This window comes from Micromonospora sp. A202 (assembly GCF_006715105.1).
In the GTDB taxonomy this organism is placed as follows: domain Bacteria; phylum Actinomycetota; class Actinomycetes; order Mycobacteriales; family Micromonosporaceae; genus Micromonospora; species Micromonospora zamorensis.
The window spans coordinates 1,667,685-1,692,378 of the sequence record NZ_VFMP01000001.1 but is presented as its reverse complement, the minus strand read 5'-3'; the positions used below and the strand labels follow the sequence as shown (position 1 = coordinate 1,692,378).

Here is a 24,694-nt window from a genome sequence, read left to right as displayed (position 1 = left end):
GTCAGTTGCCCTTCGCGGCACGGCCGAGACGGACGGCCGCGATGAGGAAGAAGATGGCACCGGGGATGGCGTAGCCAGCCGCGTTGGTCAGCGACGGGTCAGCCGCGGACGCACCGGCGATGAAGGACCCACCAGCCAGAACCGAGATACCGCCACTGATGATCATCGGCCACTGGCCACCCATCTTTCGACGAGTGACACCCACAATCAACTGGACCAGTCCGGCCACGATCGCCCAGGCGCCCCACACCCGCAGAACGGCGGGGATGCCGGACGCGCTGGCGACGCCCACGCCGACGGCGGTTATCAGGCTGACCGCGATGTTCACGTACAGCAGGGCCGGCGAGCCGGCGAGCCGCGTCGAACGAAGGTCGTAGATGGCGGCGCCCACATCGAACAGCGGGTAGAGCACGAAGAGTGCCACCGTGAGCGGGCCGATCTCCCTGGCGGTGGCGATAGTCACGAGTGCCCACGCGATGGCGAACGCGAAGCGGGTGAAGTACAGCCGCCGCAAGGCGGAGGCGGGCTGGAAGATCCCGGGGGAAGCGGCAATGGTGGTCACGGTGACCCTTTCGGCGAAGGCTCGACGAGAACGAACGTTCTGTCGCGTCTCAAGCATGACGAGCCCCCGCCCGCCTGTCAAGACAGACCGTTCTACCCACTAATCCGCCGGGGGTCGCCACCACAAACCTTCGGCTGCGCGACGTGTTAGACCGAACGTTCTATCGCTAAGATGGTGGGATGCTCCGCACCGAACCCGGCACGCGGCCTTCTGAGGCGCGGCTCCGGCTCCTCACCACGGCCACCAGGATCTTCTACGCCGAGGGCATCCACGCCGTGGGCGTTGACCGGATCATTGCTGAGGCGAAAGTGACCCGGGCCACCTTCTACCGGCACTTCCCCAGCAAGGACGACCTCATTCTGGCGTACCTGCGGGAGATCCACCGCATGGAGCGCGGCACGGTCGAGGCGGCCATCGCCGCCGACTCCGCGCCGGTCGACCGCCTCCTGGCCGTTGCTGGCTCCATCGCTGGAAACCTCCAGTCCCCCGGGTTCCGCGGATGCGCCTTCCTGAACGCAGCGGCCGAGTATCCCGACACCGACCATCCCGTACACCAGGAGATCATCGCCCACCGGCAATGGTTCCTGGACACGCTCACCACGCAGATGGCGCAGGTCCACGAGGAAACGGCGGATGCCGCCGCACGCCACTTCGTCATGCTCCGCGACGGCGCCATGGCGGCCGGGTGCCTTTTCGACCCCGCATTGGTGTCCGAGACCTTCCTCAGCGGGGTCGAAGGACTGCTCCGGATCAATACCGAGCGCCAGTCGGCCGAGTCCGCGCCTTAGTACGCCTGGTTGGTGCAAAGAGTCGCGCGGTCACGCCTCGGAGTCACGCTCGCTAGATGCCTCTCGCCCGATCGGCGAAGCGGAACCCTCCAGTGGTCGTCCCCGGCTCCGCAGGCTGTCGAGTAGCGCGACCAGGACCAGCACTGCGGCCACCACGCTCAACCCGACCATCGGTGCCCAGCGGGCCAATGCCGGCGTGAACAGCAGCAGGGCCAGCACTCCGGCCACCCGGGAAGGCGAAACCCGGCCAAAGATCTCGTACTCCAGCCGCATACGGGCGACAAGGAAGAGCATCGGACCGCCCACCACGAACAGAAGCCAACCGGGCCGCGGCGACCCGAACGGATTGTGGATCACCAGCTCGTAGCCGACCGAGGTGACGAGCACGCTGAACACGATCAGCAGATGCGTCCGTTCCGACGACGCGCCCAGCCGGCCGGGCATGGCCGACCGTTCCAACGCCTCGGCCAACAGCAAGCCGGCGCGGTGGAAGTAGATCCGCCAGATCAGCGCGCTGATGGCGAACGCGACCGCGAAGGCGGCCGCCCGCACCGCGGAGTAGTCCGTCCCGCTGAAGACCACGCCGATGACCAGAATCGACTCACCGAGTGCGATGAGAAACATCTGCTGGTAACGGTCGGCGAGATGCGTGCCGGCGATCCGCCAGCGGCCCACCTCTGAGGCCCCGAGCCACGGCAACGGCCAACCCAGGGCCCAGGCGACGTAGTCGACAGTAAGGGCGGCAGCCCACAGCGGCAGGCGAAGTCGATCCGGCCCCAATGCGCCGGCCAGCCACAGTGGCGCACTCGCCGAAGCCCACACGGCAAGCCGAAACGGCACCAGTCGTCGCGGATGGCCACGCAGCGCGGCCGCGATCACCAGCGGCCGCACCACCATCACCATCAGGTACGCGACCGCGAACGGCAGCGCCCGTTCCTCCATGGCCCGGGGCAACGCCACCGCCATGACCAGGCCGGCGAACATGGTGCCGACCACGACGGCCTGGATGATCGGTCGCTCTGGCTCGTAGCGACTGGTGATCCAGGCTGTGTGCGACCAGATCAGCCAGAGGGCCAAGAAGAGCAGCAGCGTACGACCGAACCCCTCGACGAGGGCCCAACCGGTGTCATCGCTCAGGCCGGCGAATCGTTGCGAGACCCGGGTGAGGGCCACTACGAAGGCCAGATCGAAGAAGAGTTCGAGGAAGGTCGCGCGGCCCGAACTCGTCGGAGGGCGCAGCAGTGCGGCGCCGCGTTCCGCCGCCATCGTCCGCCCCCGTCCTCCCCTTGTCGCACCAACGATCCGGCCGACAGAAGAGTTGCGTCCGGGTCCGCCCGCACCAGATAGAGCGGGCGAGCCCCTCCTGATCCAGCTGAGCTGTCAGGTCGGGCACCGTGTTGATCTATACCCCGGATGGCTCCTCGTTACGGTGGAGCCATCGGACGAGAGCGCGTTCGATGTGTCCTCGTTGCCGCATCCATCGGACCAACAGGGCGACGCCGAGTGACAGGACCAGGCCCGCCCACTTGGGTGCACCGGCTTTCCACACGAGCCAGCCAGCGAGCCCGGCGACCATGAGCAGAACCGACTCCGCCCTTTCGGGGGTCACCCACCTAACCAGCCTTGTGCGAGTCACGAGCACACCGAAGCACATCTGCGGTCCGGTCGCCTCGATCGATCAGGTGAGGAGGAACACCGGAGGTACGACACAACCGTTCCGCCCTAATTCACTGCCGGCAAGGTAACAGCACAGTGGGACATCACCCCTCGTCTGCTCGCCGAGTGCCGCAGCGCAGCGGCATGAGCGGATACCGGCTGGCGAGACGTGTGTTCAGTGGGCCATGGTTTGGGCGTGATCGTCATTCAGCGGGTACGCGTGCGATGGAGCGCGGCTGGGCGCGGCGCTCCACAGGCCAACGCCCGTCGAGGGCTCAACCGCCCAGTGGCACTCCCGGCGCCACTCTCAGAAGGCCACGTCGTAGTCCACGACGTCCTGGCCGATGAGGCCGGCGGCTACGTACGTCGTAGCGACGTACTGACCGGTGACGTGAGCATCGCCCGCAACCTCAATCTGTGGCTCACCTCCGAAGACGGCCCGGCGGTGACCGTCGAGCGCCTGCCCGGCGCGGCGGCGTTCCCCCCACCGGGAGTGTCGGCCCGCCTGTTCACCCTCGCCCACGGACAGGTCGGCCGGTATCGAGCCAATTTCCGGTTCCGGTTCACCCAGTGCGCGTGCGACCCCAGCTGGTACTACGAGGACTGGGTGGTTCATGTCAGCAACGGCCGTGTCGCACACGACCGCTTCCTGCACGGCGAACCGGACCTCGATGTCGACAGCCGCGTCCACCTGTATGGCGGCCCTGCGCGCCGAGGTAACCGCTGACAACCGGCGATTAGGGTCAGGCGGTCGGTTGCCTCTGTTTGATGAGGTGGACGCTGCCATCCGGGGTGTCGTCAGCGTAGGTGAGGGCGTAGCCGGCGCGTTCGTACATCTTGATGTTGCTCGTGCTGCGGTGGCCGGTGAACAGCTCGTAGTGCGTGGTTTCCTCGGGGGCCTGCTGTTCGGCGTATGAGAGAAGCCAGGAGCCGATGCCGTTTCCGGCCTGGTCGGGAGCCACCATGAGGCGACCGACCAACCACCCACGGCCGCGTGCCTGGGCTCGGACCGCTGCGACGAGGCGTCCGTGTCGACGTACGCACCACAGCTGCCATGTCGACGTCGATTCGCGCAGTTCGTCGAGGGTTTCCCGGAGCGGCGACAGGTCGAGCGTGTCGTTCGCGAGGGCCTCCTGCACCCAGCAGCACCGCTGGAGGACGAGCAGCTCGGCGAGGTCGTCCGGCTGGGCGATGGTCAGCCGTAGTCCTTCGACCGGCCCGGGCACGCTGGTGACGTCACTGTCCGGTTCGGTGCGCAGGGGCCGCATCGCCGAGGCCACCCGGGTCAACTCAAGCAGCACCCTGCGAGCCGTGTCGTCGAGTCCCGCGGAACGGAGAACCTGCCCGTCCTGGGTGTTGTCGGCGATGCGGAGGGCGACGGTGGCGCCGATGGGCATCATCTTCAAGGTGGTGACGACCTGCTTCGTCATCTGCACCGACCGGGTGCCGGCCGAGGTGTTGCCGTAGCTGACGAATCCCACCGGCTTCCACGCCCACTCGTGGTAGAGGAAGTCCAGAGCGTTCTTCAACACCGCTGGCATGCCGTAGTTGTACTCGGGTGTCACCACCACGAATGCGTCAGCTGCGGCAACCCGCTGGCTCCATGCGCGAGTGTGCTCGTGGACGTAGATGCCGCTGGAGGGATGCTCGGGCTCGTCGAGGAGCGGCAGCTCGATGTCGGCCAGGTCCGCGACGTCGAGAGTGATCCGGGCCGCCGCGGCTGTCGGGAGGGCCGCCTGGACGAACCAGTCGGCGATTGCTGGTCCCAGCCGTCCGGGGCGGGTGCTCGCGACGATGACCAGGACGTTCAGTTGGGCAGTCTGCGCTTTCAATGACATGTCAACGAACATAACCGAGCTTTCGATGACGTGTCAACGAGATGTAGGGTGACCGCGTGGACACTGCCTGGTTGAGCGAGGACGAGGAACACGCCTGGCGCGCTTTCCGGCGCCTGCTGACGACGCTGCCGGCGCGGCTCAACCGGGACCTGGCCCGCGACTCAGGGCTGTCGCCGGCCGACTACGAGGTGCTGAGCACGCTGTCGGAGAAGCCGAACCGCCGGTGGGCGCTCAAGGACCTCGCCCACAAGATGGAGTGGTCGCGTAGCCGACTGTCCCACCACGCGACCCGAATGGAGGCGCGCGGACTCATCGACAAGGAGCCCGACCTACAGGACGCGCGGGGCTGCATCCTGCACCTGACCGACGACGGCTTCAGGGTGCTGGATGAAGCTGCCCCACACCATGTCGTTTCCGTACGCGCGCGCTTCCTCAATCATCTAAGTCCCGACGAGCTCGAGGTGCTGCGCAAACTCTCTACCCGGATCTCCGACCTGCCTGACTGACGGCACGAGAGATCGGACGAACGACGACACCGCCAGCGGCCGCGCGGACTCGTCAGTCGGCGGCGATCTGCTCGACGGATTGCGCGGCGATGGCGAGCAGCGCGGAATCTCCGGATCGGGTGTACGTGTCGCTCAAGGCATCAATGAACTTGATCGCGTGCGCGTCTCCGCTGTCTGTTGCGCGGCGCATGACCTCATCGAGGCTCAGGTTGGTGCCGGCGGACGGGGCGGGCCGCGCCTCGGCCGGGGCGTAAGCGGCAGTAACGGCAGCTGTTGCCGCCCAGGCGGCGGCGAGGCTCGGCACCCAGAGCGCCTGCGGCAGAGCCGGCAACGCACGCAGGACCGCGTTCGGCGCGGTCGCGGCGTGGACGAGCATGACACGGCTCGCGTACCCGTGGGTGCCGTGCCGGACCACCGCGGCGTCGACGATCCCCGCGAGCCGTGTCGGCACGTCGTCCGTGTTGTTTCCGGGCACCGCGCCGGCTGCGGAAGGCCACCGGCTCAGGTCGGCCAGTTGGGCGAGGCGGGCTCGAATGCCGGACCGCTGGTCGGGTACGCGGGGTACCGCGTCGAGCGCGGACCGGGCGTCGGTTGTCGGGTACGGCCCGGCGCCAGGTGGCGCGAGGGGCTGCCACCGGGCGGCCCAGTAGGCCAGCCCCTGACCGAGCTCGGCGACGCGCGGCTTGGTCTCCTCGTCAAGCAACGCGCGTACGGCGTGGCCGACCCGGATGACGCCGTGGGTCGCGCCGGCGGCTATGCCAGGTAGCAGGCGCGGCCACCACCGGACCAACACCTCCCGCCAAGGTTCGCCGGCCAACTCGCGGTCGAAATAGTTCAGCCAGTCTCCGGTACGAACCGGGTCGCCGAGCGGGTCGCGCCACTCGTCACCTGGGATGGGCCGAATACCCCGTGGCCGCTCTTCCAGCCTGTCCGCGTAACCATCAATCCATCGGTGCACTGCCTGCTCGTGGCCGCGGTAGGCCAGGGCAAGTGGTCAGGTGGCTCCCGGGTCGAGTGTCTGGAAGGGCCGGCGGTGCGCGGCCCAGGTGACGGCGAGAGTCGTGGTGAGCCCGGTGGCCAGGAAGACGAGCCCGAGAACGAGCCACCCCGGACCGGACCAGACCATAACCAGGGTGGTCAGGGCGGCCGGCCCGACGGCACGGGCCAGCGGGACGCCGCTGGAATACACGCCCTGCCACTGCCCGGGGCGGGTTGGATCGGCCAACGCGAATCCGACGCACCACGAACCGGCGGCCAGTCGCAGCTCGCCAGCCACCTGCACAGCCACGGCGGCGAGGAGGAGACCCGTGGTGACGGCAGGGTCGGTGGTGGCGGTCGCCGTCCAGAAGAGCACGCAGGCTACGCAGAGCGCGAGGCCGGCGAGGCGGATCGCCCGGGTCGCCTCGGCCAGGGTGGTCACCCGTCGGGCCGTCCGGCGCTGCCAGCCGAGGACGCCGAGGGTGTTGACGACGAAGACCGCCGCCACGATCCAGGACGGCGCCGCCGTGCGGCTGGTCAGGTAGAGGGGCAGCAACACGCTGAGCATCGGCATGTACAGGTACAGCACCGCGTTGAGCGCTGCTACCACGACATAGCGGGTGTCCCGCGGGGCGTCCCATCCGTGGCCCGTCCGTACGGGGGCCCGTGCGGCGGGCGGCAGCCGGGTGAGCATGATCGCGCTCACGACAAAGAGCGCCGCGTCACCGACCAGGGCGGCGCGGTAGACGGTGGGGGTACCGGCGAAGAGCGCCAGCCCTCCGGCAGCGGCGCCGAACCCGATGCCGGCGTTGACGGCGGTCTGGATACCTGCTCGCACCGCGACCAGTTCGGTGGACGGCACCAGGGAGACCAGCAGGGCCTGCCGGGTCGCGCCGGCCCCGCTCTGGGCGATCGCGTACGCGACGCAGGCGGACGAGGCCAACCAGGGTGTCGGTGCCGACGCCAAGGTCAGCAGGGCGGCCGCGGTGGCCGCGGACAGCAGGATGGTCACCCGCCGCAGTCCGATCCGGTCGCCCAATGCTCCGAGGGGATGGGTGAGGAGGAAGCCGGCCCCCCACGCGACGGTCAGCAGGCCGCCGACCTGCGCCGGTCTCAGGTGGCCGACCTGCACCAGGTAGACGACGAACATCACGTAGAAGCAGCCGTCGCCCACGGCGGTGACGAGCTGTGCCCGGATGAGGGTGGTGGTTGGCCGCCGGTGAGGGACCGCGGTGAGCGCGGCCGGGCTAGGCGAAGCTGAGGCCATCGGAGCGGGCCCGCTTGAGTTCGGAGAAGGCCCGGCAGCCGGTGAGCAGGCGGGCGCCGTCGAAGACCCGCAGGGCCTCCTCGCCGCGGGGGATGGAGGTCAGCACGGGGCCGAAGAAGGCGACGCCGTCGATCACGACGGTCGGGGTACCGAGGTCTTCGCCGACGAGTTGCCGGGCCTTGGCGGTGCTGGCGCGCATCTGCGGGTCGAGGTTGCTGCGGTGGGCTGCGTCGGCGAGGTCGGCGGGCAGGCCTGCCTCGGCCAGGGCCGCCGGGACGACGGTGGCGAAGTCCTTGTCGCCCTCGTCGTGGATGCGGCGGCCGAGCGCCGGGTAGAGGCGGGCGAGGGCCGCCGGGCTGTGGTGCACCGCCGCTGCCACGCATACCCGCGCCGGCCCCCACGCGCGGTCGTTGAAGGCGCGGTACCAGGGCTCCAGCTCGCGGTCTTCGTTGAGGACCGAAAGGCTCATCACCTCGAACCGCAGGTCGATCGGACGCAGCCTCCCCACTTCCATGAGCCATCGGGAGGTGATCCAGGCGAACGGGCAGGACGGGTCCACGTAGGCCGTGACCATCGGGACCGACGTACGATCAGATTTATCTTCCACGGAAGGAAATTTACCTTCCGTGGAAGGTAAGATGCAAGCATGAATGAGGACCGCGTCGGCAGCATCGTCGACCAGTGGCGTCGTGAACGTCCCGAGCTCGACCCCGACCCATTGCTGATCATCGGGCGGATCCAGTGGCTGGCCGAGGTGCTCGACGCGGCCCTACGGCCGCCGTTCGCCGAGGCGGATCTGGGAAACGGCGAGTTCGACGTGCTGGCGGCACTGCGCCGGGAAGGCCCGCCGTACACGCTCACGGCCGGGCAGTTGAGCCAACGGATGCTCGTCACCACCGGGGCGGTGACCAAGCGAGTCGACCGGCTCATCGCCCGGGGCCTCGTGTCGCGTTCGGTCTCCGACAGCGACGCTCGAGGCCGAGTGGTGGGACTGACCCCGGCCGGCGCGGCGTTGACCGACCGCCTCATCGAGCAGCACCTGGCCAACGAGGCGGCCATTCTCCGCGAGCTGCCCGACGCCGACCGCAGGGAGCTCGAGCGCCTGCTGGCGACGTTGACCCGGATCGTTGGTTCCTGAGTTTTCGACACGCCGCCCGCTGGCCGGACCAAGAAGTCCCACCCTCGATGCGACGCGGCCGGTCTCCCCTCAGGTGTTGGATAGCTTGTGTTGCCCTGTGTGGCCGGGCGGACATCGGAGACAAGAAAGGCGCACCAGGTCACCCGTTCTTGGCTCCTGAAGCCTGCGACAATCGACTTTGAACGAGGAATTGGGATGAACTTCCTGCGACATGTCAACGACCTGCTGGCCTTTCTTCTTGAACTTGCAGCACTGGCCGTTCTCGGCTACTGGGGCCTCAAGACTGACTCGGCCGTCCCGGTCAAGGTCGCGCTCGCCGTCGGAGCGCCCCTGTTGGCGGCGATCACATGGGGGCTGTTTGCATCACCCAAGGCGACAATTGCATTGCCACTCATTGGCGTGCTCGTGGTAAAAGCGCTCGTGTTCGGTTCGGCCGCGCTGGCGCTGCATGCGCTCGGAAATCGCGCGCTCGCTACTTCGTTCGCAGTAATTGTCGTAATCAACATTGCCATTGCACTGACTGTCAAGTCGGTCGGCGACAGGTAAGTCGCTGATACTGCAACGTCCTTTGGCTTTGCGTTGGGCGTGGCGCGGGCATGAAGACGGCCACCGCGTGATCATCGATGGTTTGTGAGGACAACCGAAGATCGTGCGGTGGCCGTGTGCCACAGCACAAACCCCGCCGGGTGGCGTCTCGTCCCAGACGGGGCGGTGACGCGTTCCGCTGACCGGTTCCTGCGGGCGGAGCCCGTCGTTCTGCCGGGCAGCTCGTGGAAGGGCTGCTGTCGGGCGTGGACGGCTGGAGCTGCCACGGGACTGCGTAGCTTCTCCGTGTTTGACGTGGGCGTGGTCGGGTTGTCACGACGAGGCGCGACTGGCCGGGAGGTTGCCTCTGACCAGAGTGAGGCACAACGTCAGCGACGGGCGGCCCGGCTCGGCCGGTTGGCGGGCAGCAGTGCGAGGGCGGCCTGCTTGGCGTGGTGGCCAGCACCGGTCCGGTCGTGGTGGGCGGCGATCAGGGTTGCGCCCTCGACCAACAGGAGCAATTGTCGCCCGAGCGCGTCGGGGTCGGCTGCGCCAGCGCGCTCAGCGATCGCGGCCAGCAGGCCGAGGCGGCGCTCCAGATGGCGGGCGGTGACCGTCTGTACCGCCTCGACCTGGTGTTGAGCGGCGGCGTTCTGCATCGCGCAGCCACGGAAGGTCGGTTCCTCGTACCACCGTTGAAGTTCGTCGAAGACGGCGGCGAGCTGCTCGCGGGGATCGTCCCCGGCTGCGGCTGCGGCCCCGGCGATCCAGGCCGTCACCCGCTCGCTGCGGGCCTCCAGCACCGCCTGGATGAGACCGTCCTTGGTGCCGAAGTATCGGTAGACGGTTTCCTTCGACACGCCGATCCTGGCGCACAGTTCGGCGACGCCGATGCCGTCGAGGCCCCGCTCGTACAGCAGTGGGGCGGCGGCCTCGATGATGCCGGCGCGGGTGCGCTCCGGGTCGATCGTCGAACCTTTGGGAACTGGCATAACAGAGATGGTACCGACCGGTTCCTTCTACTGCTACCATCGCCGGGTTCGTACCGATCGGTTCGATGACGTGGAGGGCTCATGACGTCGACAGCGCCCGCGAGTGTGTGGCGCGCCGCACGGCTGGCCCTGGGCACCGCCGCCGCGCTCGGCTTGGCACGCTTCGCCTACGGGATGCTGCTGCCGGCCATGCGCGACGACCTGAACTGGACGCTGGCCGCTGCCGGCGGAATGGGGACAGCGAACGGGCTCGGCTATCTGCTGGGCGCGCTGCTGACGAACGGGCTGGTACGCCGAGTCGGTGCCGCCATCGCGTTCCGCGCTGGCATGGCGCTGACCGCCGCGTCGCTGGTGGCGACCGCGGTCAGCGGCGACTACCTTGTGCTGCTGGCTCTCCGAACGCTGTCCGGCGCGGCCGGAGCGGTGGTGTTCGTCGCAGGCAGTGTGATCGCGTCCCGCCTCGCCGCAGACGCCGCCTCGGCTACTCCCCTCACCGTCTACTTCGCCGGCGCTGGGCTGGGCATCGTGGTCAGTGGCTTGGCCATACCCCTGCTCGGCGCGCACTGGCGGCTCGCCTGGGTGGCTCTGGGTGCTGCCGCCGCCGTAGCGACCGGGGTGAGCTGGACCGTGGTCAGTTGCGACGGTGCCCGGCGGCTTGAGGTCGGCCGCGCCCGGCTTCGGCCACTCCTGCCCGCAGCCCTGGCTTACCTGCTGTTCGCCGCCGGCTACATCACCTACATCACCTTTCTCTCCGCCTATCTGGTCGAACGGCACAGCTCCGTGTTGCAGGTGATGCTCACCTGGTCGGTGCTCGGAACGGCAGTGGCGGTGGCGCCCGCCGTCTGGACTCGCCCGATCGCCAGGTGGCCCGGCACCCGCGCCCTGGCCATCCTGCTGACCGTCCTGAGCGGCGGAGCGGCACTGGCGCTGACGTCATCCGCGACACCGGTCGTCCTGGTCTCCGCGCTCATTTATGGGGGGACCTTCATGGGCGTGCCGGCCGCGGTCACCGCCCTCATCAGGGCTCACACTCCGACCGCTGACTGGACCGCCACGCTCGCCGTCTTCACCGCCGTGTTCGCCGCCGGTCAGACCGCTGGTCCGTGGCTCGCCGGTCTGGTCGCCGACCACACCTCCACCGCCGCCACACTCGGGTGGACCGCTGTCCTGTGCGCCGCCGCAGCGTTGAGCGCCCTCCTCGGACAACTCACCACAGTGGACACAATCCTGAGAACCAACCGAAGGAGCAAGCCCGATGTCAAACTTCCTACTCGTCCCAGGGATGTGCCACGGAGGCTGGTGCTTCGAGCACGTCACCCGGCGGCTGCGCGACCTGGGACACACCGTCCACCCGCTGACGTTGACCGGCGTGAGTGAACGCAGCCACCTGCTGCACGGCACGGTCAACCTCGACACGCACATCCAGGACGTCGTCGCCCTTCTCGAAGGCGAGAACCTACACGACACGGTGCTGGTCGGGCACAGCTACGGCGGGATGGTCATCACCGGCGCCGCCGACCGGGCACCGGACCGGATCGACTCGCTGGTTTACCTGGACGCCGTGGTACCCGCCGACGGCGACTCTTGCTGGTCACTGGTGTCCGACCAGGAGCGGAGGTGGTATCTGGAGGTGGACGAGACCGGCTGCGCATCCCGAGCACTGCCGTTCTTCGACGTCCGGGCGACGCCGCACCCGATCGCCTCGGTGCTCCAGCCACTCCGACTCACCGGCGACCCGGGACAAATCCGCCGCCGGGACTACGTCTACGCCGCCGGGTGGGCCGACCAGTCCCCGTTCACCACGACCTACGAGAAGCTCCGCGCGGAGCCAGGCTGGACCACCCATGCTCTCGCCGGTGGACACAATCTCATGCGTGACACCCCGGAGGAGCTGACGACGATCTTGGTCGACGTTGCCGCGTCCCGCTGAGCACGCCCGGTGGCCCACTGCGGAAGGTCCGTCACCGATCCTCCCGCCCGGAGTGGGCCACCGGGCCCACCTGCCACGGCCCCCATACCGCCGCTCCGCGCCTCGGCGGTCGTCGGCCGGGCACGACGAACCCGCCCTGGTGGGAGTGTCAGACCGTCAGGTCGCCGCGTACGAGCGCCTTCGCGACGACGGTCCGCAGGATGTCGTTCGTGCCCTCGCCGATGCTCATCAGGATCGAGTCCCGGTAGAGGCGCTCGACCTCGAACTCGGTGGAGTAGCCGTAGCCGCCGTGCACCTTCATCGCGTCGATCGCGGCCTCGAGGGCCACCTCCGAGCAGAACACCTTGGCCATCCCGGTCTGGCCGTCGGCGCGACCGCGCCGGACCGCGTCGGCCGCCCAGTACGCCATCAGGCGGGCGGCCTGGAGCTGGATCGCGATGGTGGCGAGCTTGAGCTGGATCGCCTGGAACTCGGCGATGTGCTTGCCGAACGCCTTGCGCTGCTGGGCGTACGCCAGCGCCTCGTCGTGGGCGCGCTGCGCGATGCCGACCGACCGCGCGGCGATGTTGACCCGGCCCCACTCCAGGGCGGACAACGCCTGCTTGAGGCCGACGCCCTCGACGCCACCGAGCAACCGGTCCTTCGGTACCCGCACGTTGTCGAGGAGGATCTCGCAGGACTCGGTGCCCTTGTAGCCGAGCTTCGGGATGTCCCGCAGGACCTGGAAGCCGTCCAGCGTCGCGTCGACGAGCAGCACGCTCATGCCGGTGTGCGCGGGCGTGGCGTGCGGGTCGGTCTTGACCAGCACCGGCAGCGGGTCAGCGTACCGCGCGTTGGTGATCCACATTTTGGTGCCGTTGACGACGTAGTGGTCGCCGTCGAGACGGGCGGTGGTGCGGATGCCCTGCAGGTCGGTGCCGGCGTCCGGCTCGGTGAGGCCGATGCCGCTCCGCCGGGCGCCGGTGGCGAGGCCGGGCAGGTAGGCCTGCTTCTGCTCCTCGGTGCCGTGTATGGCGATCATCCGGCAGGCCAGGGAGTGGCTGCCGAGGATGCCGGCGATGCCCATCCAGCCGCGGGCGAGTTCCTCGAACACCAGCGCGAACGAGACCGGGTCGAGGTCGAGGCCGCCGTACTGTTCCGGCACGGTGATGCCGAACAGCCCCATCTCGGCCATCCCCCGCACGATCTCCGTCGGGTACCGCCCGGTCTGCTCCCACTCCCGCGCGACCGGGATGATCTCCCGGTCGACGAACGTGCGGAGCAGGGCGCGGAAGTCCTGCTGCTCCTCGGTGAGCGTGAAGTCCATGGGTAGCCTCCGTCAGCGGTGGAAGACCGGCAGCGCCCGGCCGTCGTCGAGGTCGAGCCAACCGACACGGACCGGGTCACCGATCCGCCAGTCCTGCCCTTCGAGGGTGGACAGCACGAGTGGTCCCTCGGTGAGCCGGACCCGGGCGATCGTGTACGGCACGGCAGCCCCCGGCACGGGTGCCCGGTGCACCACCGTGAACGTGTCCACGACGCCGTGGCCGGACGCCTCGACGAACCCGAGACCCACCATCGACGAGCAGGCGGTGCACAGCGCACGCGGCGGATGCTGGACGTGCCCGCAGGACCCGCAGGTCTGCAGCGTGTAGCGGTGCTCCCGGGTGGCGTCCCACCAGCCGGCCGTCACGTCGTCGGGTGGCGGCACGTGCATCACCGCACCCCCAGCACGACCGTCGCGTGCGTGGACAGGATCCCGCCGGTGCCGTGCGCCACGGCCACCCTGGCGTCGGGCACCTGCCGGGCTCCCGCCTCGCCGCGCAGTTGGCGGACCGCCTCCACCAGCAGCAGCACCCCGTACTGACCGGGATGGCAGTACGACAGGCCACCGCCGGAGGTGTCCAGCGCCAACTCACCGCCGGGACGGATCCGGCCGCCCTGGATGAAGTCGAGCACCTCCCCCGGTCCGCAGAAGCCCAGTGCCTCGATGCTGAGCGCGGCCGTGATGGTGAACGAGTCGTACACCTCCAGCACGTCCACGTCAGCCGGTGTGATGCCAGCCCGGGCGAACGCCTCGCGGCCGGACTCGCGCGCGCCGGTGACCGTCAGGTCCTCGACAGCGGTCATCGACGTGTTCGTCGACCGTTCGCCGTACCCGAGGACCCGTACCGGCGGGTGCCGCAGGTCGCGGGCCCGGTCGAGCGTGGTGAGCACGACCGCCCCGCCGCCGTCGGTCACCAGGCAGCAGTCGGCGACGGTCAGCGGGCTGGAGACCATCGGCGCGGCGAGCACGTCGTCGACGGTCAGCGGCCCGGCGCCGTAGCGGAACGCGGCCGGGTTGAGCAGCGCCCACTCCCTGGCGGCGACCGCGATCTCGGCCAGCTTCTCCCGCGTGCCGCCGTACCGGTGAAAGTACTGCTGCGCCGCCATCGCGTAGTACGACAGCGGGTACAACGGGCCGTACGGCGCCTCGAACTGGGCCTCCGGGATGTGCTCCTCGACGACCCCGCCGAGACTGCGCGAGCGCGCGGAGCGCTGGTTCGACGCGAAGCTGATGACCACTGTGGACGACTGGCCGGCTTCGATGGCCTGGGTGGCGCGGGCGACCATCATCTCGGCGGCCGACCCGCCGACGAACGTCGAGTCGACCCAGCGGGGCTGCTGCCCGAGATACTCGGCGAGCTGTGTGGTGGAGAAACGGGACACTCCGGTGGTGGCCAGTCCGTCGACGTCGGCGAGGGTCAGCCCAGCGTCGGCGAGCGCCCGGGTGACGGCCTGGGTCTGAAGCGTGAGCGTGGACTTCCCGGTGCTGCCGAGGTCGCACTCGGCCGCGCCCACGATCGCCACGCCGGTCACTGCGCGCCCGGCCCGTCGGCCGTGCCCAGCAGGACCGTCGCGTGGGCAGGGCGGGCGGCGGGCCGTTGCGGGCCGTACTCGCTGGCCAGGATCGTGGCGGAGAGTTCGACCCGGACGCGGTCGGCGCCGACCTCGACCACTGTCGCCTCGCACCGCACGGTCTCACCGGCGAACATCAGGTTCCGGAACGTGAACGACAGCTCGTGCACGAAGCAGCGCGGACCGAGCGCGTCCTGCAGCAGCTCGACGAAGAGCGCCCCGAACACCTGCCCGTCCACGACCGGGCCCGGGACCCGCGCGGCGGCCACGAACTCGCTGTCGAAGTGCAGGCGGTACCAGTCCCAGGTGGCGCCGGCGTAGGCGACCATGTCGGTGAGCGTGATGGTGCGCTCCAGCGTGGGCAGCGCAGCCCCGACGTTCGGTGGCACCGGAGGTGTCATGCGGCACCGTCCAGGCCGACCAGGATGATCGTCTCCTCGTTGACGGCGAGCAGTTCGCCGTCCTGGTTGGTGTACGTCGCGCGCGAGGAGACCACGAGCATGTCCGCGCCGGTGCGGGTCCGCTTCTCGGTCAGGTCGTGGATCTCCCAGCTCGCGGTGATGACGTCGTCGGGGCGTACCCGGCGGTGGAACGTGTAGCTGTTGCCGCCGCGGACCTGGCGGGTACCGGGGAGGTCGAGGTGCCAGGAGTGCCCGGCATAGCCGTCGCTGTCCATCGGGAGGTTCGCGTACTGGTTGGTCTCGCAGATGAGCGTCGGTGGGGCGGTCACGCCCGGCAGGCCCTGCGCGCGGGCGAACTCGGGGTCGGAGTAGAGCGGGTTGTCGTCGCCGACGGCCATACCGAAGTACCGGCCGGCCGCGGCGCCGAGCGGTTCCGGCGCGGTGTAGACCTTCCTCGTGCCCAGCAGTGCACGCAGGTCGTCGGTCAGCAGGCTCATGCCCTCTCCTCCGCCACGCCGCGCGGCGCTGATACCGGGTACAGCGCCGTCGGGAACACCTCGAGCAGGAACTCGGGACGCAGCAGGGCCTTGCAGATCGCTCCGGTCGACGCCGGCCAGGGCGGGCTGAGCAGCCGTTCCCGCACGCCGGCCACGCCCCGGTACGCCGACAGCGCGGACTCGACGCAGTATTCGGTCGTCTCCAGCAGGTGCTCCGGTCCGAGGCCGGCGTGGCGCAGCAGGTGCAGGATCGCGCCGTACGTCGCCTCGGCCTGCGCCACGATGTCGTCGGGGTGCAGGGCCTGCTGCGTCTGCATGTCCAGCGCCGCGAACCCGGACATGTACAGGGTCCGGCCGGCCCTGACCCCAGGGGCGTAGGTGAGCGTGTCGTAGCGGGACCAGCCGGGGTTGACCAGTTCCAGGGGGTGCCGGGAGGCGGTCACGTCGATCGCGACGAGCGCGTCCGGGTGGTGCAGCCGGCTCATCAGGATGCCGCCCGCGCCCGGGTAGACGCCGGCGCCGCCGAGGCGTTCCCGCCGCACGCGGTGCGTCCGGCGGTACACGTCGCGGGTCTCCGGCGTCGAGTAGTCGTAGGTCGTGACGACCGCGTCGAGGGACAGCCCGACCGCCGTGAGCAGGTCGCCCGCCCGGTCGAGGCAGTAGGCGTACTGCGCGGCGAAGTCCCCCGGGTGGACCACGGCGCCGGTGGCGTCGACCGGGACCATCGTCGGTAGGTACACCGCGCCGTCGTGGCCGGCCCGCACGGTGGAGGCCTGCCAGGTGCCGGCTGGCCGGGGCTCGCTGGCGGCCAGCACCTCGCCGCCGCCGCGGACCGCGTGCAGCTCGACCTCCAGCAGCGCGGTACGCCGCACGAGCCGCTCGACGACGACCGTCCGCAGCACGGGCTCGTGGTCGCCGAAGACCTCCCGCCGGACCGCCGCGGCCGCCTGGTACTCGGCGAGCCCGGCGACCGTCACGTTCTCGGTGACCCGGGTGACGTCCTGCGGCCCGAACCCGGCGGCCGCCAGGATCGTCAGCACCTTCTCGTACGCGGTGCGCGCCTGCGCCGCCATGTCCCCGGTGACCGTCATCCTGCCGACGGCCTCGTCGAACGCGGCGGAGGTGTGGCCGGAGGTCCAGGCCGCGTCGCCCTCGGCGAGGCCGAGGCAGAACGTGAAGCCGTCGTACGGGAACCAGCGGAAGGAGGGCGGTTTGATGGCGTGTGGTGTCACGGGCGGTCCCTGCCTGTACCGGCGGCGGCCAGCGCCGCCATGAGCGGTTCGATGGCGTCCAGCTCGTCGAGACGGGACAGCAGGTCGACGACGTCTGTGGTGTCGCCACCGGCGTTGCCGTGGAACTTCGCGACGAGCTGCTCGTCGGTCAGCGGGTTGTCCGGGCCGCCCGCGCTGCGTGGCACGCTGCCGGGAACGGCCGAGCCGTCGACGAGCGTGATGCGGGCGGTGCCGGGCGCGTCGGCTGCGGGGCCGCCGGTGGGGGCAACGTGCCAACGCACCAGCCGGGCAACGCGTTCCACCTCGGGTCGGCCGAGCGAGTCCGGCTCGTACGTTGCGGTGGTCAGGTCACCGTCGACGACGGCGGCGGCGATGCTCCACGGCAACGAGAACTTCGCCGCGTACGGCGACGCCGGTCGCGCCAGGTCCCGCCGTGTGTCGCAGACCGTGGGCACCGAGTCGGGGTGCACGTCGACGTCGATCGCGGCGACGTCGCCGGAACGGACACCGCCGCGGCGCACCGCGTCGCGGACCGCGTCGATCGCGGCGTGGGAGAGTTGGCACGCCGGGTACGGCTTGATGCCGATCCGGGTGGTCTCCCAGCGTGTGCCGAGGCCGGCGGTGATGGACGCGAGGTCGACCGCGCCGGCGGCCAGTGCGTCGTAGACACCGTGCGGGCCGTCGAGGACGTTCGCGGGGCCGCCGGCCCCGGCCGCGGCCAGCCGGGCGGCGAGGATGCCGGCGTGCCCGGCGAATCCCGGGTGCAGCTGCTTCGTCGAGGCTCCACTGTGCAGGAACGCCAGGAGCCCGCCGGCCTGGCTCCCGGCGATGCCGAGCGCGTCGGTCGTCCGCGCGGCGTCGAGGCCGAGCAGCCGGGACGCGACGATCGCCGAGGAGAACACACCGGCCACCATCGTGGCGTGCAGCCCGCGGGCGTGGAAGCCGTGCGACGCGGCGGCGGCGACCCGGCACACGGTTTCGTAGCCGACGACGGCGGCCTCGAGCACGGCCCGGCCGGGCGCGCCGACCTGCTCGCCGACGGCGAACGCGGCCGGCAGCACCACGGCTGTGGCGTGCACGAGGCCGCCGGCGTGGGTGTCGTCGAAGTCCAGTGCGTGCACGAGGGTGCCGTTGGCGAGCGCGGCGGCCGGCGCACCGACCCGGCCCCGCGACCCGATGATCGTCGCCTCCGGCGGCCCGCCGAGTCCCCGGGCGACGACGACGGCCGGTATCGACGACCGCCCACCGGGCTCGCCCGTCATCGGGCTGGCGCGCAGCCCACCCAGCGCCGTTCCGACCCCGTCGAGCAGGTGCCGCAGCGCTGCGGCCCGGACCGCGGCCGGCACTTCGACGTGGCCCGTGCCCCACTCGGCAAGCTCCTCGGCGATCATCGTGACGTGGCTGTGGTGTCGAGGCTGTCGGGGGTGTTCGCGCCGTGTGCCGGCTCGGCATCGCCGAACGCGCCGGCCGCCCGCAGCGCCACCACCTGCTGCGCGTCCAGGCCCAGGATCTCCTCGGTGACGAGTGCGAGGTCCTCGTTGCGCTGCGGTGCCCGGCGGTAGGTGGGCGTCTCGTCGCCGACCCGCACCGGGGACGCGAGCTGCCGTACTTCGCCGTAGCGGGGGTGGTCGGTGGTGACCACGAGGTTCCGGGCGGCGGTGTGCTCGTCCGCCAGGGCCGCGCCGACGTCGTTGATCGGGCCGCACGGAATCGACCCGGCGTAGAGCTGCGTGAGCCAGTCGTCGACGGTCTTCTGCCGGAAGATCGCCTCCAACCGGGGCACCAGGTCGGCGCTCTGCTCCCGCCGGCTGGCGAAGGTCGCGTACGGCGAGCCGGCCTCGGCCCACTCCGGGTGGCCGACGATCTGGCACAGCCGGGCCCAGAACTTCTCCTTCGCGCAGCCGACGACCATCCAGCCGTCCTTGGCCTCGAACGCCTGGAACGGCACGAGCGACGGGTGGGCCGAGTGGTGTGTGCGGACCGGCTGGAACCCGGCGTTCAGGTGCCACGTCGCGGGATAGGTCAGCATCGACACCGCGGTGTCGTAGAGGCTGACGTCGCAGTCCATCCCGACGCCGTCGCGGCGGGCGGCGTGCACCCCGGCCAGCAGCGAGATCGCGGCCACGAAGCCGCCCGAGTAGTCCACCAGTGACAGTCCGGACTTGGTGGGCGGTCCGTCCGGCTCACCGGTCAGCTCCATCCAGCCGGCGAGACCCTGCAACACGTAGTCGTAGCCGGGTTCCTGCTTGCGCGGCCCGGTCATCCCGAACCCGGTCAGCGACACGCACACGATGCGCGGGTTGAGATGCTTGAGGTCGTCGTACCGGATGCGCAGCTTCTCCGGCACGTCCCCGCGCAGGTTGGAGTAGACGACGTCGGAGACCGCGACGAGTTGTTCGAAGACGCCGCGCCCGGCGGCGGTAGCCAGATCGAGAGAGACGCTGCGCTTGTTGCGGTTGAACGTCTCGAAGAAGAGCGAGTCCTCGTCCTCGGCGTACGGCGGCACGTACCGGCCGACGTCGCCGCCGGCCCGCGGGTCCTCGATCTTGATGACCTGGGCGCCGAGGTCGGCCAGGTGCACGCTGCCGAACGGCCCGGCGCCGTACTGCTCGACCGCGATGATGCGCAGGTCCTCCAGCGGTCTCACGTGGTCGCTCCCGTCAGCTCACCGATCAGCGCGATGATCTCGTCCTGGGCCGCGCGGATCTCGACGGCCGGCAGCCCGTGGGTCGGCGGGCTCAGCTTCACGGTGTCGGCGATGCCGTCATAGGCCGCGATCCGGGCGGCGACGTCGTCGCGGGTGCCGGCCATGGTGAGCGCGTCGACCATCCGGTCGCTGACGCTGCCCGCGAGGTGGTCCGCGCCGGCACCGGCCCGGAACGCGTCGATGACGACCTGCTGGTCCTCGGCGAGGCCGTGGAACGCGAAGAAGTCGGCGTAGGTGCGGACCGTGGCGTAGAAGCCGACCACACCGGCGGCGCGGCGGCGCGCGAGCGCAGGGTCGGCGGCCACCGAGCAGCACGCGGAGACGACGACGTCGACGTCGTGGCGCGTCTTGCCGTCCGCGCGGTCGATGCCGAGCGTGAGGTCGGGCAGGATGTGCTCCCGCAGGTATCCCGGTGAGCACAGCTCGTGGCTGATCCAGCCGTCGCCGATCTCGCCGGCCAGCCGGGTCATCAGCGGGCCCATCGCGGCCAGGTACACCGGGATCGGCCGCTCCGGAACGGCGTACGGCCGCTCGTAACCGCGGATGTGCATCGGCTCGAACTCGCCGTCGGCACGGATCTCGGCGCCGGTGGTGCAGGCGTCCCAGAACAGCCGGATGTTGTAGACCGTCTCGCGCAGGTGACCGACCGGCTTGCCGAACGGCACGTTGTGCCATTGCTCGTTGAGCCGCCGCACTCCGGAGCCGAGGCCGATCACGAACCGGCCACCGGACAGCTCGTCCAGGTCGAGCGCCTCCAGCGCGGTGATCATCGGGCTGCGGGTGAACGCCAGAACGATCGAGGTGCCGATCCGTGCGGTCGACGTCGCCCCGGCCAGGGCCGCGGCGGTGCCGGTCGCGCTCCGGTGCAGCTCCGAGGCCCACAGCACCTCGGCGCCCGCGCGTTCCGCCCGGCGCCCGGCATCGGCCAGCTCCGCTAGCGTCTCCCCCCACGGCTGGTACGTGAGCCTCATGCCGTTTCCTTGCTGTCGCCGTCGAGGGAGAGTGGGGACTTCCCCACCGGGAAGAGGTTTTCCAGCTGTTCGGCGCCCCGGCGGTACACGTAGAACGTGCGCTTGAAGGAGCAGACCTCGTCGCCATGCTGGTTCAGCGTGCGGGTGCGCACCGTGACGATGCCGGCATGCGGGCGGGACGCGGACTCGCGCTTCTCCAGCACAAGTGACTCGCTGTAGAGCGTGTCACCGGCGAACACCGGGTGGGTCATCCGGATCTCGTCCCAGCCGAGGTTCGCGAACGCGTTCTGGGTCAGGTCGGTGACGCTCTGCCCGACCGCGATGGCCACCGTGAGCGTCGACACCACGAGCGGCTTGCCGAACTCCGACCGTGCGGCGTACTCGGCGTTGAAGTGCATCTCGTTGGTGTTCATGGTCAGCAGCGTGAACCAGGTGTTGTCGGTCTCCGTGACTGTGCGTCCCAGCGGATGCTGGTAGACGTCTCCGATCTCGAAGTCCTCGAAGAACCGCCCGGTCCAGCCTTGCTTGAGCCCCATCAGTCACTCTCCTTCTGACAACGCGCGAGGTACCCGTCGCGGATCATCCGCTTGAGGATCTTGCCGCTCGGGTTGCGCGGCAACGCGTCGACGACGTGCCACTCGCGGGGCACCTTGTAGCGCGCCACGTGCTGCCGGACGTGGCCCTCCAAGGCTCCGACGTCGATCCGCGTCCCCGGGCGGCCCACCACGAACGCGGCGATGCGCTCGCCGTACACCTCGTCGGGCACGCCGATGACGGCGACCTCGTCGACCGGCTGGTGGCGGGCGATGACCTCCTCGATCTCGCGCGGGAAGATGTTGACCCCGCCCGCGATGATCATGTCGTTCTTCCGGTCGAAGATGGTGATGAAGCCCTCCTCGTCGCGCACGGCCACGTCGCCGACGGAGAAGAACCCGTCGGCGTCGTATCCGGCCCGGGTGGCCTCCTCGTCGTCGAGGTACCCGGCCAGCAGCAGCGGCGAGCGGGCGAACAGCTCGCCGGGCTCACCCGGCCCGACCTCGTTGCCGTCGTCGTCCTTGAGCCGGATCTCGTTCCAGAACCAGGGATGCCCGACGCTGCCGGCCCGTTCCAGGGCGAACTCGGGGCGCAGGTTGGTGACGATGGAGCACTCGGTCGAGCCGTACAGCTCGTGCACGTCGACGCCGGGGAACGCGGCGATCACCCACTCCTTCAGCGCGACCGGCAACGCGGCGGCGTTGAAGTAGAGCGTCCGCAGCGCCGACAGGTCGTACCGGGCGGCCGGCTCCTCGCAGAACCGGCGGAGGTGCTGGGCGTGCGTGGGCACCAGGAACACCGTGGAGGCGCGACTGGAGGCCATCAGGTCCAACAGCCGCTCCGGATCCCAGGTCGGCAGCACGCTGCACGAGCCGCCGAGCATCGGGGCGGTGTAGGCGAACGCGAACCCCGCGCCGTGGTACATCGGTGCGACGGCGATCGTGCTGCGGTTGGGGCCGAGCCCGTAGTCCAGCCCGACTCCGAACGCGGTGAGGACCCGTCCGCGGTGGGTCAGCAGGACGCCCTTGGGCCGCCCGGTCGTGCCGGACGTGTAGGTGATGCAGAACGGGTCGAGTTCATCGACGGGGATCTGCGGATCGACCGCGCGGCCCTGTCCCAGGAACGTCTCGTACCGCTGGCCGACCTCGCCGGCGAAGCTGAGCACGAGCGGCAGGTCGTCGAGCAGGCCGTCGACGTTGCCGGCCAGCTCGTCGGCCAGGAGGATCCCCCTCGCCCGGGAGTGGGCGAGGATGTAGGCGTTGTCCGAGCTGTTGTTCTTCGTGTTCAACGGCACGGTCGGGATGCCGGCCTTGGCCATCGCCGCCGATATCTCGAAGTACTCGTAGCGGTTGTTGCTCAGCACCGCGATCCGCTCACCGGGGGCGATGCCGTGCGCGAGCGTCGCGGACGCGAGCCGGTTGGAGCGCTCGTCGAGCGCGCCGAACGTCACGGCGTGGTCGCCGTCCACGACCGCGACCCGGCCCGGCGTGGCCCGGCCGAACTCGCGGATCCCGGCGGCCATGTTGAGCTGCACACCCTTCACCCGGTGCCGTCCTTCCCTGAGTCATCGATGTGCATGACGGCCCGGTCAGAGTCCGTAGCGGGCGAGGACGTCCCGCTTGCCGGGGATCAGGACCTTGCGGGTCATCCGGCCGGTGGTGAGCCACGCGATCGCGTCGCCGTTCCTGGTGCTGGTCAGCATTCGTTCGACCAGGTACGGCGCGACGTCGTCGACGTGGTCGCAGAGGATGTTCAGCCACCTGCGCTGCCGCGCCACCTGCTCCGGCGCGGCGGCGGCTTCGCGCAGCCACCCCTCGGTGATGAGGATGCCGGGGCGGATCTGGCCGATCCGCACGCCGGTGCCGGTGACCTCCTTGGCCAGTGCCCGGGTGAACGAGTCCAGACCACGCTTGGTGGCCGCGTAGACCCCCATGCCGGGGCGGATCCGGCCGTCGCTGCCCCCGCCGAGCACGTTGAAGACCTGGCCGCCGCCGGCGGTGAGCATGCCGCGGACGGCGACCTGCGACCCGTACACGGTGCCGAGCATGTTCGTGGTGACCATCGTCCGGACGTCCTCCGGCGCGGTGTCGACGATCGGCCGGGTGGTGTTGGCGACGCCGGCGTTGTTGATCCACAGGTCGACACCGCCCATCGCGTCGACCGCGGCGCTCCACATCCGCTCGACCTGCTCGGCGTCGGTGACGTCCACGGCGAACCCGTGGACCGTCGCTGCCGTGAGGGCCTGTGGGCGCAGCCGTGCGACGGCGTCGTCCACGGCCGTCCGCGAGCGCCCGGAGACGACGACGGAGTGGCCCCGCGAGAGCAGCTCGCGGGCGAGCGCGAAGCCGATCCCCCTGGTGCTGCCGGTGATGACTGCCTTACGCATGACTGCTCCTGCCCACTCAAGTCGGGAGAACGGGTCCGGTCAGTGGCCGGCCAACCGGGCGACCGCGTCGGCCAGCGGCACCACGTCGGCATACTTGGCGTCGAGGTCGAAGAGGTTGGCCTCGTGCGGGCCGGGATCGCGGTCGGCGCACGCCTCGCGCACCACCATCGGGCGAAACCCGTGTTGCAGGGCGTCCACCGCCGACGCCCGGACGCAGCCGCTGGTGGAGAAGCCGCCGAGCACCACCGTGTCGACGCCGGCCGCGGTGAGCCAGGCGGCCAGGGCGGTTCCGGCGAAGGCGCTGGCGTAGTGCTTGTAAACGATGTGATCGCCCGGGGCGGGCGTGACCTGGGTCGGGAAGTCGCCGAGTGGGTTGCCTGCGGCGAACGCGGACAGCGCCGGCACCTTCGCGGCGAACAGGGGTGCCTCGGCGCAGGACTCGTCGGCGTACCGCACCGCGGTGAAAACCACCGGAACCCGGGCCGCGCGGGCCGCCGCCACCAGCGCGGCCATCGCGGCCAGCGCGGCCTCCGCGGTGGCCAGGAACAGCGGCGACGAGGGTACGGCGTACGCGGCGACGGGGTCGACCAGCACGAGCGCGGGCCGGGTGCCCCAGCCGAGCCGGCGGGCGAACCCGGCACCGGCGTAGTCGGCATCGAGCCTGCCGCCGCGCGCGGTGCCGCCGGGGGTGGCGGACAGCTCGGCACCATTCATTCGACGCATCGTATGCGCTGGATACACCGTTTCGCTAGGGGGAACATTGCAGGGCTTGCCGTGCCCGTGGAAACAGTGTTTCCATTGCAGCCATGCTGGTCCCGGACGGCGCCGATCTCACCATCGCCGGCTGCCTGACGCCCTGCACCTCCGGCTGGGGGCGCCGCCCGCAAACGCCGCCGGGAAGACCCTGAA

The 24,694-nt window shown here is 70.2% G+C and carries 27 protein-coding genes; 7 read left to right on the top strand and 20 right to left on the bottom strand.

The window, feature by feature from the left end; translation table 11 throughout:
* Nucleotide 1: 1 nt before the first annotated feature.
* Nucleotides 2–619: a hypothetical protein gene (locus FBZ33_RS07885; protein WP_255508758.1), complete on the bottom strand. Its 618-nt coding sequence runs from the start codon at nt 617–619 to the stop codon at nt 2–4.
* 122 nt (nt 620–741) lie between these two features.
* On the opposite strand from FBZ33_RS07885, the gene FBZ33_RS07880 reads away from it, so the two are divergent.
* Entirely contained in the window at nt 742–1,350 is a 609-nt protein-coding gene (locus tag FBZ33_RS07880) for a TetR/AcrR family transcriptional regulator (RefSeq protein ID WP_141908534.1), read from the top strand.
* A gap of 30 nt (nt 1,351–1,380) precedes the next feature.
* Here the strand turns inward: FBZ33_RS07880 and FBZ33_RS07875 are convergent, their stop codons facing one another.
* Nucleotides 1,381–2,616, bottom strand: a complete 1,236-nt coding sequence (locus FBZ33_RS07875) for a low temperature requirement protein A (protein ID WP_141908533.1) — start codon at nt 2,614–2,616, stop codon at nt 1,381–1,383.
* A 781-nt stretch (nt 2,617–3,397) separates the two neighbouring features.
* On the opposite strand from FBZ33_RS07875, the gene FBZ33_RS07870 reads away from it, so the two are divergent.
* Entirely contained in the window at nt 3,398–3,733 is a 336-nt protein-coding gene (locus FBZ33_RS07870; protein WP_255508757.1) for a hypothetical protein, read from the top strand.
* A 16-nt stretch (nt 3,734–3,749) separates the two neighbouring features.
* Here FBZ33_RS07870 and FBZ33_RS07865 read toward each other — a convergent pair whose 3' ends face one another.
* Nucleotides 3,750–4,844, bottom strand: a complete 1,095-nt coding sequence (locus FBZ33_RS07865; RefSeq protein WP_141908531.1) for a bifunctional NAD(P)H-dependent oxidoreductase/GNAT family N-acetyltransferase — start codon at nt 4,842–4,844, stop codon at nt 3,750–3,752.
* Nucleotides 4,845–4,900: 56 nt separating this feature from the next.
* Between FBZ33_RS07865 and FBZ33_RS07860 the strand changes: the two genes are divergently transcribed.
* Nucleotides 4,901–5,350, top strand: coding sequence for a MarR family winged helix-turn-helix transcriptional regulator (locus FBZ33_RS07860; protein WP_141908530.1), 450 nt, complete (start codon nt 4,901–4,903; stop codon nt 5,348–5,350).
* Nucleotides 5,351–5,402: 52 nt separating this feature from the next.
* Here FBZ33_RS07860 and FBZ33_RS07855 read toward each other — a convergent pair whose 3' ends face one another.
* From FBZ33_RS07855 to FBZ33_RS07845, 3 genes are read right to left on the bottom strand one after another with little or no spacing between them, the layout of a single operon-like run.
* Nucleotides 5,403–6,308: a questin oxidase family protein gene (locus tag FBZ33_RS07855; RefSeq protein WP_255508756.1), complete on the bottom strand. Its 906-nt coding sequence runs from the start codon at nt 6,306–6,308 to the stop codon at nt 5,403–5,405.
* A 36-nt stretch (nt 6,309–6,344) separates the two neighbouring features.
* Nucleotides 6,345–7,595: an MFS transporter gene (locus tag FBZ33_RS07850; RefSeq protein ID WP_141908528.1), complete on the bottom strand. Its 1,251-nt coding sequence runs from the start codon at nt 7,593–7,595 to the stop codon at nt 6,345–6,347.
* Entirely contained in the window at nt 7,576–8,169 is a 594-nt protein-coding gene (locus FBZ33_RS07845; RefSeq protein WP_141908527.1) for a DsbA family protein, read from the bottom strand. The genes FBZ33_RS07850 and FBZ33_RS07845 overlap by 20 nt, the downstream gene beginning before the upstream one ends.
* Nucleotides 8,170–8,241: 72 nt before the next feature.
* Here FBZ33_RS07845 and FBZ33_RS07840 point away from each other — a divergent pair, with 72 nt between their 5' ends.
* Together FBZ33_RS07840 and FBZ33_RS07835 are read left to right on the top strand one after the other, a co-directional pair.
* On the top strand, nt 8,242–8,733 hold the full coding sequence (locus tag FBZ33_RS07840; RefSeq protein WP_141908526.1) for a MarR family winged helix-turn-helix transcriptional regulator: 492 nt from the start codon (nt 8,242–8,244) through the stop codon (nt 8,731–8,733).
* 195 nt (nt 8,734–8,928) lie between these two features.
* Nucleotides 8,929–9,279, top strand: a complete 351-nt coding sequence (locus FBZ33_RS07835) for a YrdB family protein (RefSeq protein WP_141908525.1) — start codon at nt 8,929–8,931, stop codon at nt 9,277–9,279.
* A 368-nt stretch (nt 9,280–9,647) separates the two neighbouring features.
* Here the strand turns inward: FBZ33_RS07835 and FBZ33_RS07830 are convergent, their stop codons facing one another.
* Nucleotides 9,648–10,250 (bottom strand): TetR/AcrR family transcriptional regulator, encoded by a 603-nt coding sequence (locus FBZ33_RS07830; protein WP_141908524.1) that lies wholly within the window; start codon nt 10,248–10,250, stop codon nt 9,648–9,650.
* A gap of 81 nt (nt 10,251–10,331) precedes the next feature.
* On the opposite strand from FBZ33_RS07830, the gene FBZ33_RS33285 reads away from it, so the two are divergent.
* Both FBZ33_RS33285 and FBZ33_RS07820 read left to right on the top strand, forming a co-directional pair.
* Nucleotides 10,332–11,627 (top strand): YbfB/YjiJ family MFS transporter, encoded by a 1,296-nt coding sequence (locus FBZ33_RS33285; RefSeq protein ID WP_141908523.1) that lies wholly within the window; start codon nt 10,332–10,334, stop codon nt 11,625–11,627.
* Nucleotides 11,533–12,180 (top strand): alpha/beta fold hydrolase, encoded by a 648-nt coding sequence (locus tag FBZ33_RS07820; RefSeq protein WP_141912484.1) that lies wholly within the window; start codon nt 11,533–11,535, stop codon nt 12,178–12,180. Before FBZ33_RS33285 ends, FBZ33_RS07820 begins: the two co-directional genes overlap by 95 nt.
* Before the next feature lie 148 nt (nt 12,181–12,328).
* On the opposite strand, the gene FBZ33_RS07815 is transcribed toward FBZ33_RS07820, so the two are convergent.
* Genes FBZ33_RS07815 through FBZ33_RS07755 form a run of 13 tightly spaced genes read right to left on the bottom strand, consistent with a single transcriptional unit; the run spans nt 12,329 to nt 24,499 of the window.
* Nucleotides 12,329–13,486: an acyl-CoA dehydrogenase family protein gene (locus FBZ33_RS07815; RefSeq protein WP_141908522.1), complete on the bottom strand. Its 1,158-nt coding sequence runs from the start codon at nt 13,484–13,486 to the stop codon at nt 12,329–12,331.
* Nucleotides 13,487–13,498: 12 nt separating this feature from the next.
* A complete protein-coding gene (locus tag FBZ33_RS07810; protein ID WP_141908521.1) occupies nt 13,499–13,876 on the bottom strand; it encodes a Zn-ribbon domain-containing OB-fold protein in 378 nt (125 codons plus the stop codon).
* The gene (locus tag FBZ33_RS07805) at nt 13,876–15,009 is read right to left on the bottom strand and encodes an acetyl-CoA acetyltransferase (protein WP_255508755.1); all 1,134 of its coding nucleotides are present in this window, start codon (nt 15,007–15,009) and stop codon (nt 13,876–13,878) included. The genes FBZ33_RS07810 and FBZ33_RS07805 overlap by 1 nt, the downstream gene beginning before the upstream one ends.
* Nucleotides 15,010–15,014: 5 nt before the next feature.
* A complete protein-coding gene (locus tag FBZ33_RS07800; RefSeq protein WP_141908519.1) occupies nt 15,015–15,458 on the bottom strand; it encodes a MaoC/PaaZ C-terminal domain-containing protein in 444 nt (147 codons plus the stop codon).
* Nucleotides 15,455–15,955 carry a MaoC family dehydratase N-terminal domain-containing protein gene (locus FBZ33_RS07795; RefSeq protein WP_088947024.1) on the bottom strand — a complete coding sequence of 167 codons (501 nt, stop codon included), beginning with the start codon at nt 15,953–15,955 and terminating at the stop codon, nt 15,455–15,457. The genes FBZ33_RS07800 and FBZ33_RS07795 overlap by 4 nt, the downstream gene beginning before the upstream one ends.
* On the bottom strand, nt 15,952–17,187 hold the full coding sequence (locus tag FBZ33_RS07790) for a RidA family protein (protein ID WP_141908518.1): 1,236 nt from the start codon (nt 17,185–17,187) through the stop codon (nt 15,952–15,954). Before FBZ33_RS07790 ends, FBZ33_RS07795 begins: the two co-directional genes overlap by 4 nt.
* Nucleotides 17,184–18,578, bottom strand: coding sequence for an MmgE/PrpD family protein (locus FBZ33_RS07785; protein ID WP_141908517.1), 1,395 nt, complete (start codon nt 18,576–18,578; stop codon nt 17,184–17,186). Before FBZ33_RS07785 ends, FBZ33_RS07790 begins: the two co-directional genes overlap by 4 nt.
* Entirely contained in the window at nt 18,575–19,834 is a 1,260-nt protein-coding gene (locus tag FBZ33_RS07780; protein ID WP_141908516.1) for a CaiB/BaiF CoA-transferase family protein, read from the bottom strand. Before FBZ33_RS07780 ends, FBZ33_RS07785 begins: the two co-directional genes overlap by 4 nt.
* Nucleotides 19,831–20,865: an LLM class flavin-dependent oxidoreductase gene (locus FBZ33_RS07775; protein ID WP_141908515.1), complete on the bottom strand. Its 1,035-nt coding sequence runs from the start codon at nt 20,863–20,865 to the stop codon at nt 19,831–19,833. Before FBZ33_RS07775 ends, FBZ33_RS07780 begins: the two co-directional genes overlap by 4 nt.
* A complete protein-coding gene (locus FBZ33_RS07770) occupies nt 20,862–21,401 on the bottom strand; it encodes a MaoC family dehydratase (RefSeq protein ID WP_088947019.1) in 540 nt (179 codons plus the stop codon). Before FBZ33_RS07770 ends, FBZ33_RS07775 begins: the two co-directional genes overlap by 4 nt.
* Nucleotides 21,401–22,942, bottom strand: coding sequence for a class I adenylate-forming enzyme family protein (locus FBZ33_RS07765; protein WP_255508754.1), 1,542 nt, complete (start codon nt 22,940–22,942; stop codon nt 21,401–21,403). The genes FBZ33_RS07770 and FBZ33_RS07765 overlap by 1 nt, the downstream gene beginning before the upstream one ends.
* Before the next feature lie 45 nt (nt 22,943–22,987).
* On the bottom strand, nt 22,988–23,785 hold the full coding sequence (locus tag FBZ33_RS07760; protein WP_141908514.1) for an SDR family oxidoreductase: 798 nt from the start codon (nt 23,783–23,785) through the stop codon (nt 22,988–22,990).
* Between the two features lie 39 nt (nt 23,786–23,824).
* Nucleotides 23,825–24,499 carry an isochorismatase family protein gene (locus FBZ33_RS07755; protein ID WP_141908513.1) on the bottom strand — a complete coding sequence of 225 codons (675 nt, stop codon included), beginning with the start codon at nt 24,497–24,499 and terminating at the stop codon, nt 23,825–23,827.
* Nucleotides 24,500–24,694 lie beyond the last annotated feature (195 nt).

Bases quoted from the DNA above. Each gene is read 5' to 3' on its own strand.
- FBZ33_RS07760 (WP_141908514.1), bottom strand. From the start codon at position 23,785: ATGCGTAAGGCAGTCATCACCGGCAGCACCAGGGGGATCGGCTTCGCG.
- FBZ33_RS07820 (WP_141912484.1), top strand. From the start codon at position 11,533: ATGTGCCACGGAGGCTGGTGCTTCGAGCACGTCACCCGGCGGCTGCGC.
- FBZ33_RS07845 (WP_141908527.1), bottom strand. From the start codon at position 8,169: ATGGTCACGGCCTACGTGGACCCGTCCTGCCCGTTCGCCTGGATCACC.
- FBZ33_RS07755 (WP_141908513.1), bottom strand. From the start codon at position 24,499: ATGAATGGTGCCGAGCTGTCCGCCACCCCCGGCGGCACCGCGCGCGGC.
- FBZ33_RS07815 (WP_141908522.1), bottom strand. From the start codon at position 13,486: ATGGACTTCACGCTCACCGAGGAGCAGCAGGACTTCCGCGCCCTGCTC.
- FBZ33_RS07885 (WP_255508758.1), bottom strand. From the start codon at position 619: ATGCTTGAGACGCGACAGAACGTTCGTTCTCGTCGAGCCTTCGCCGAA.
- FBZ33_RS07875 (WP_141908533.1), bottom strand. From the start codon at position 2,616: ATGGCGGCGGAACGCGGCGCCGCACTGCTGCGCCCTCCGACGAGTTCG.
- FBZ33_RS33285 (WP_141908523.1), top strand. From the start codon at position 10,332: ATGACGTCGACAGCGCCCGCGAGTGTGTGGCGCGCCGCACGGCTGGCC.
- FBZ33_RS07880 (WP_141908534.1), top strand. From the start codon at position 742: ATGCTCCGCACCGAACCCGGCACGCGGCCTTCTGAGGCGCGGCTCCGG.
- FBZ33_RS07830 (WP_141908524.1), bottom strand. From the start codon at position 10,250: ATGCCAGTTCCCAAAGGTTCGACGATCGACCCGGAGCGCACCCGCGCC.
- FBZ33_RS07835 (WP_141908525.1), top strand. From the start codon at position 8,929: ATGAACTTCCTGCGACATGTCAACGACCTGCTGGCCTTTCTTCTTGAA.
- FBZ33_RS07795 (WP_088947024.1), bottom strand. From the start codon at position 15,955: ATGAGCCTGCTGACCGACGACCTGCGTGCACTGCTGGGCACGAGGAAG.
- FBZ33_RS07810 (WP_141908521.1), bottom strand. From the start codon at position 13,876: ATGCACGTGCCGCCACCCGACGACGTGACGGCCGGCTGGTGGGACGCC.
- FBZ33_RS07775 (WP_141908515.1), bottom strand. From the start codon at position 20,865: ATGAGGCTCACGTACCAGCCGTGGGGGGAGACGCTAGCGGAGCTGGCC.
- FBZ33_RS07770 (WP_088947019.1), bottom strand. From the start codon at position 21,401: ATGGGGCTCAAGCAAGGCTGGACCGGGCGGTTCTTCGAGGACTTCGAG.
- FBZ33_RS07785 (WP_141908517.1), bottom strand. From the start codon at position 18,578: ATGATCGCCGAGGAGCTTGCCGAGTGGGGCACGGGCCACGTCGAAGTG.
- FBZ33_RS07840 (WP_141908526.1), top strand. From the start codon at position 8,242: ATGAATGAGGACCGCGTCGGCAGCATCGTCGACCAGTGGCGTCGTGAA.
- FBZ33_RS07850 (WP_141908528.1), bottom strand. From the start codon at position 7,595: ATGGCCTCAGCTTCGCCTAGCCCGGCCGCGCTCACCGCGGTCCCTCAC.
- FBZ33_RS07865 (WP_141908531.1), bottom strand. From the start codon at position 4,844: ATGTCATTGAAAGCGCAGACTGCCCAACTGAACGTCCTGGTCATCGTC.
- FBZ33_RS07800 (WP_141908519.1), bottom strand. From the start codon at position 15,458: ATGACACCTCCGGTGCCACCGAACGTCGGGGCTGCGCTGCCCACGCTG.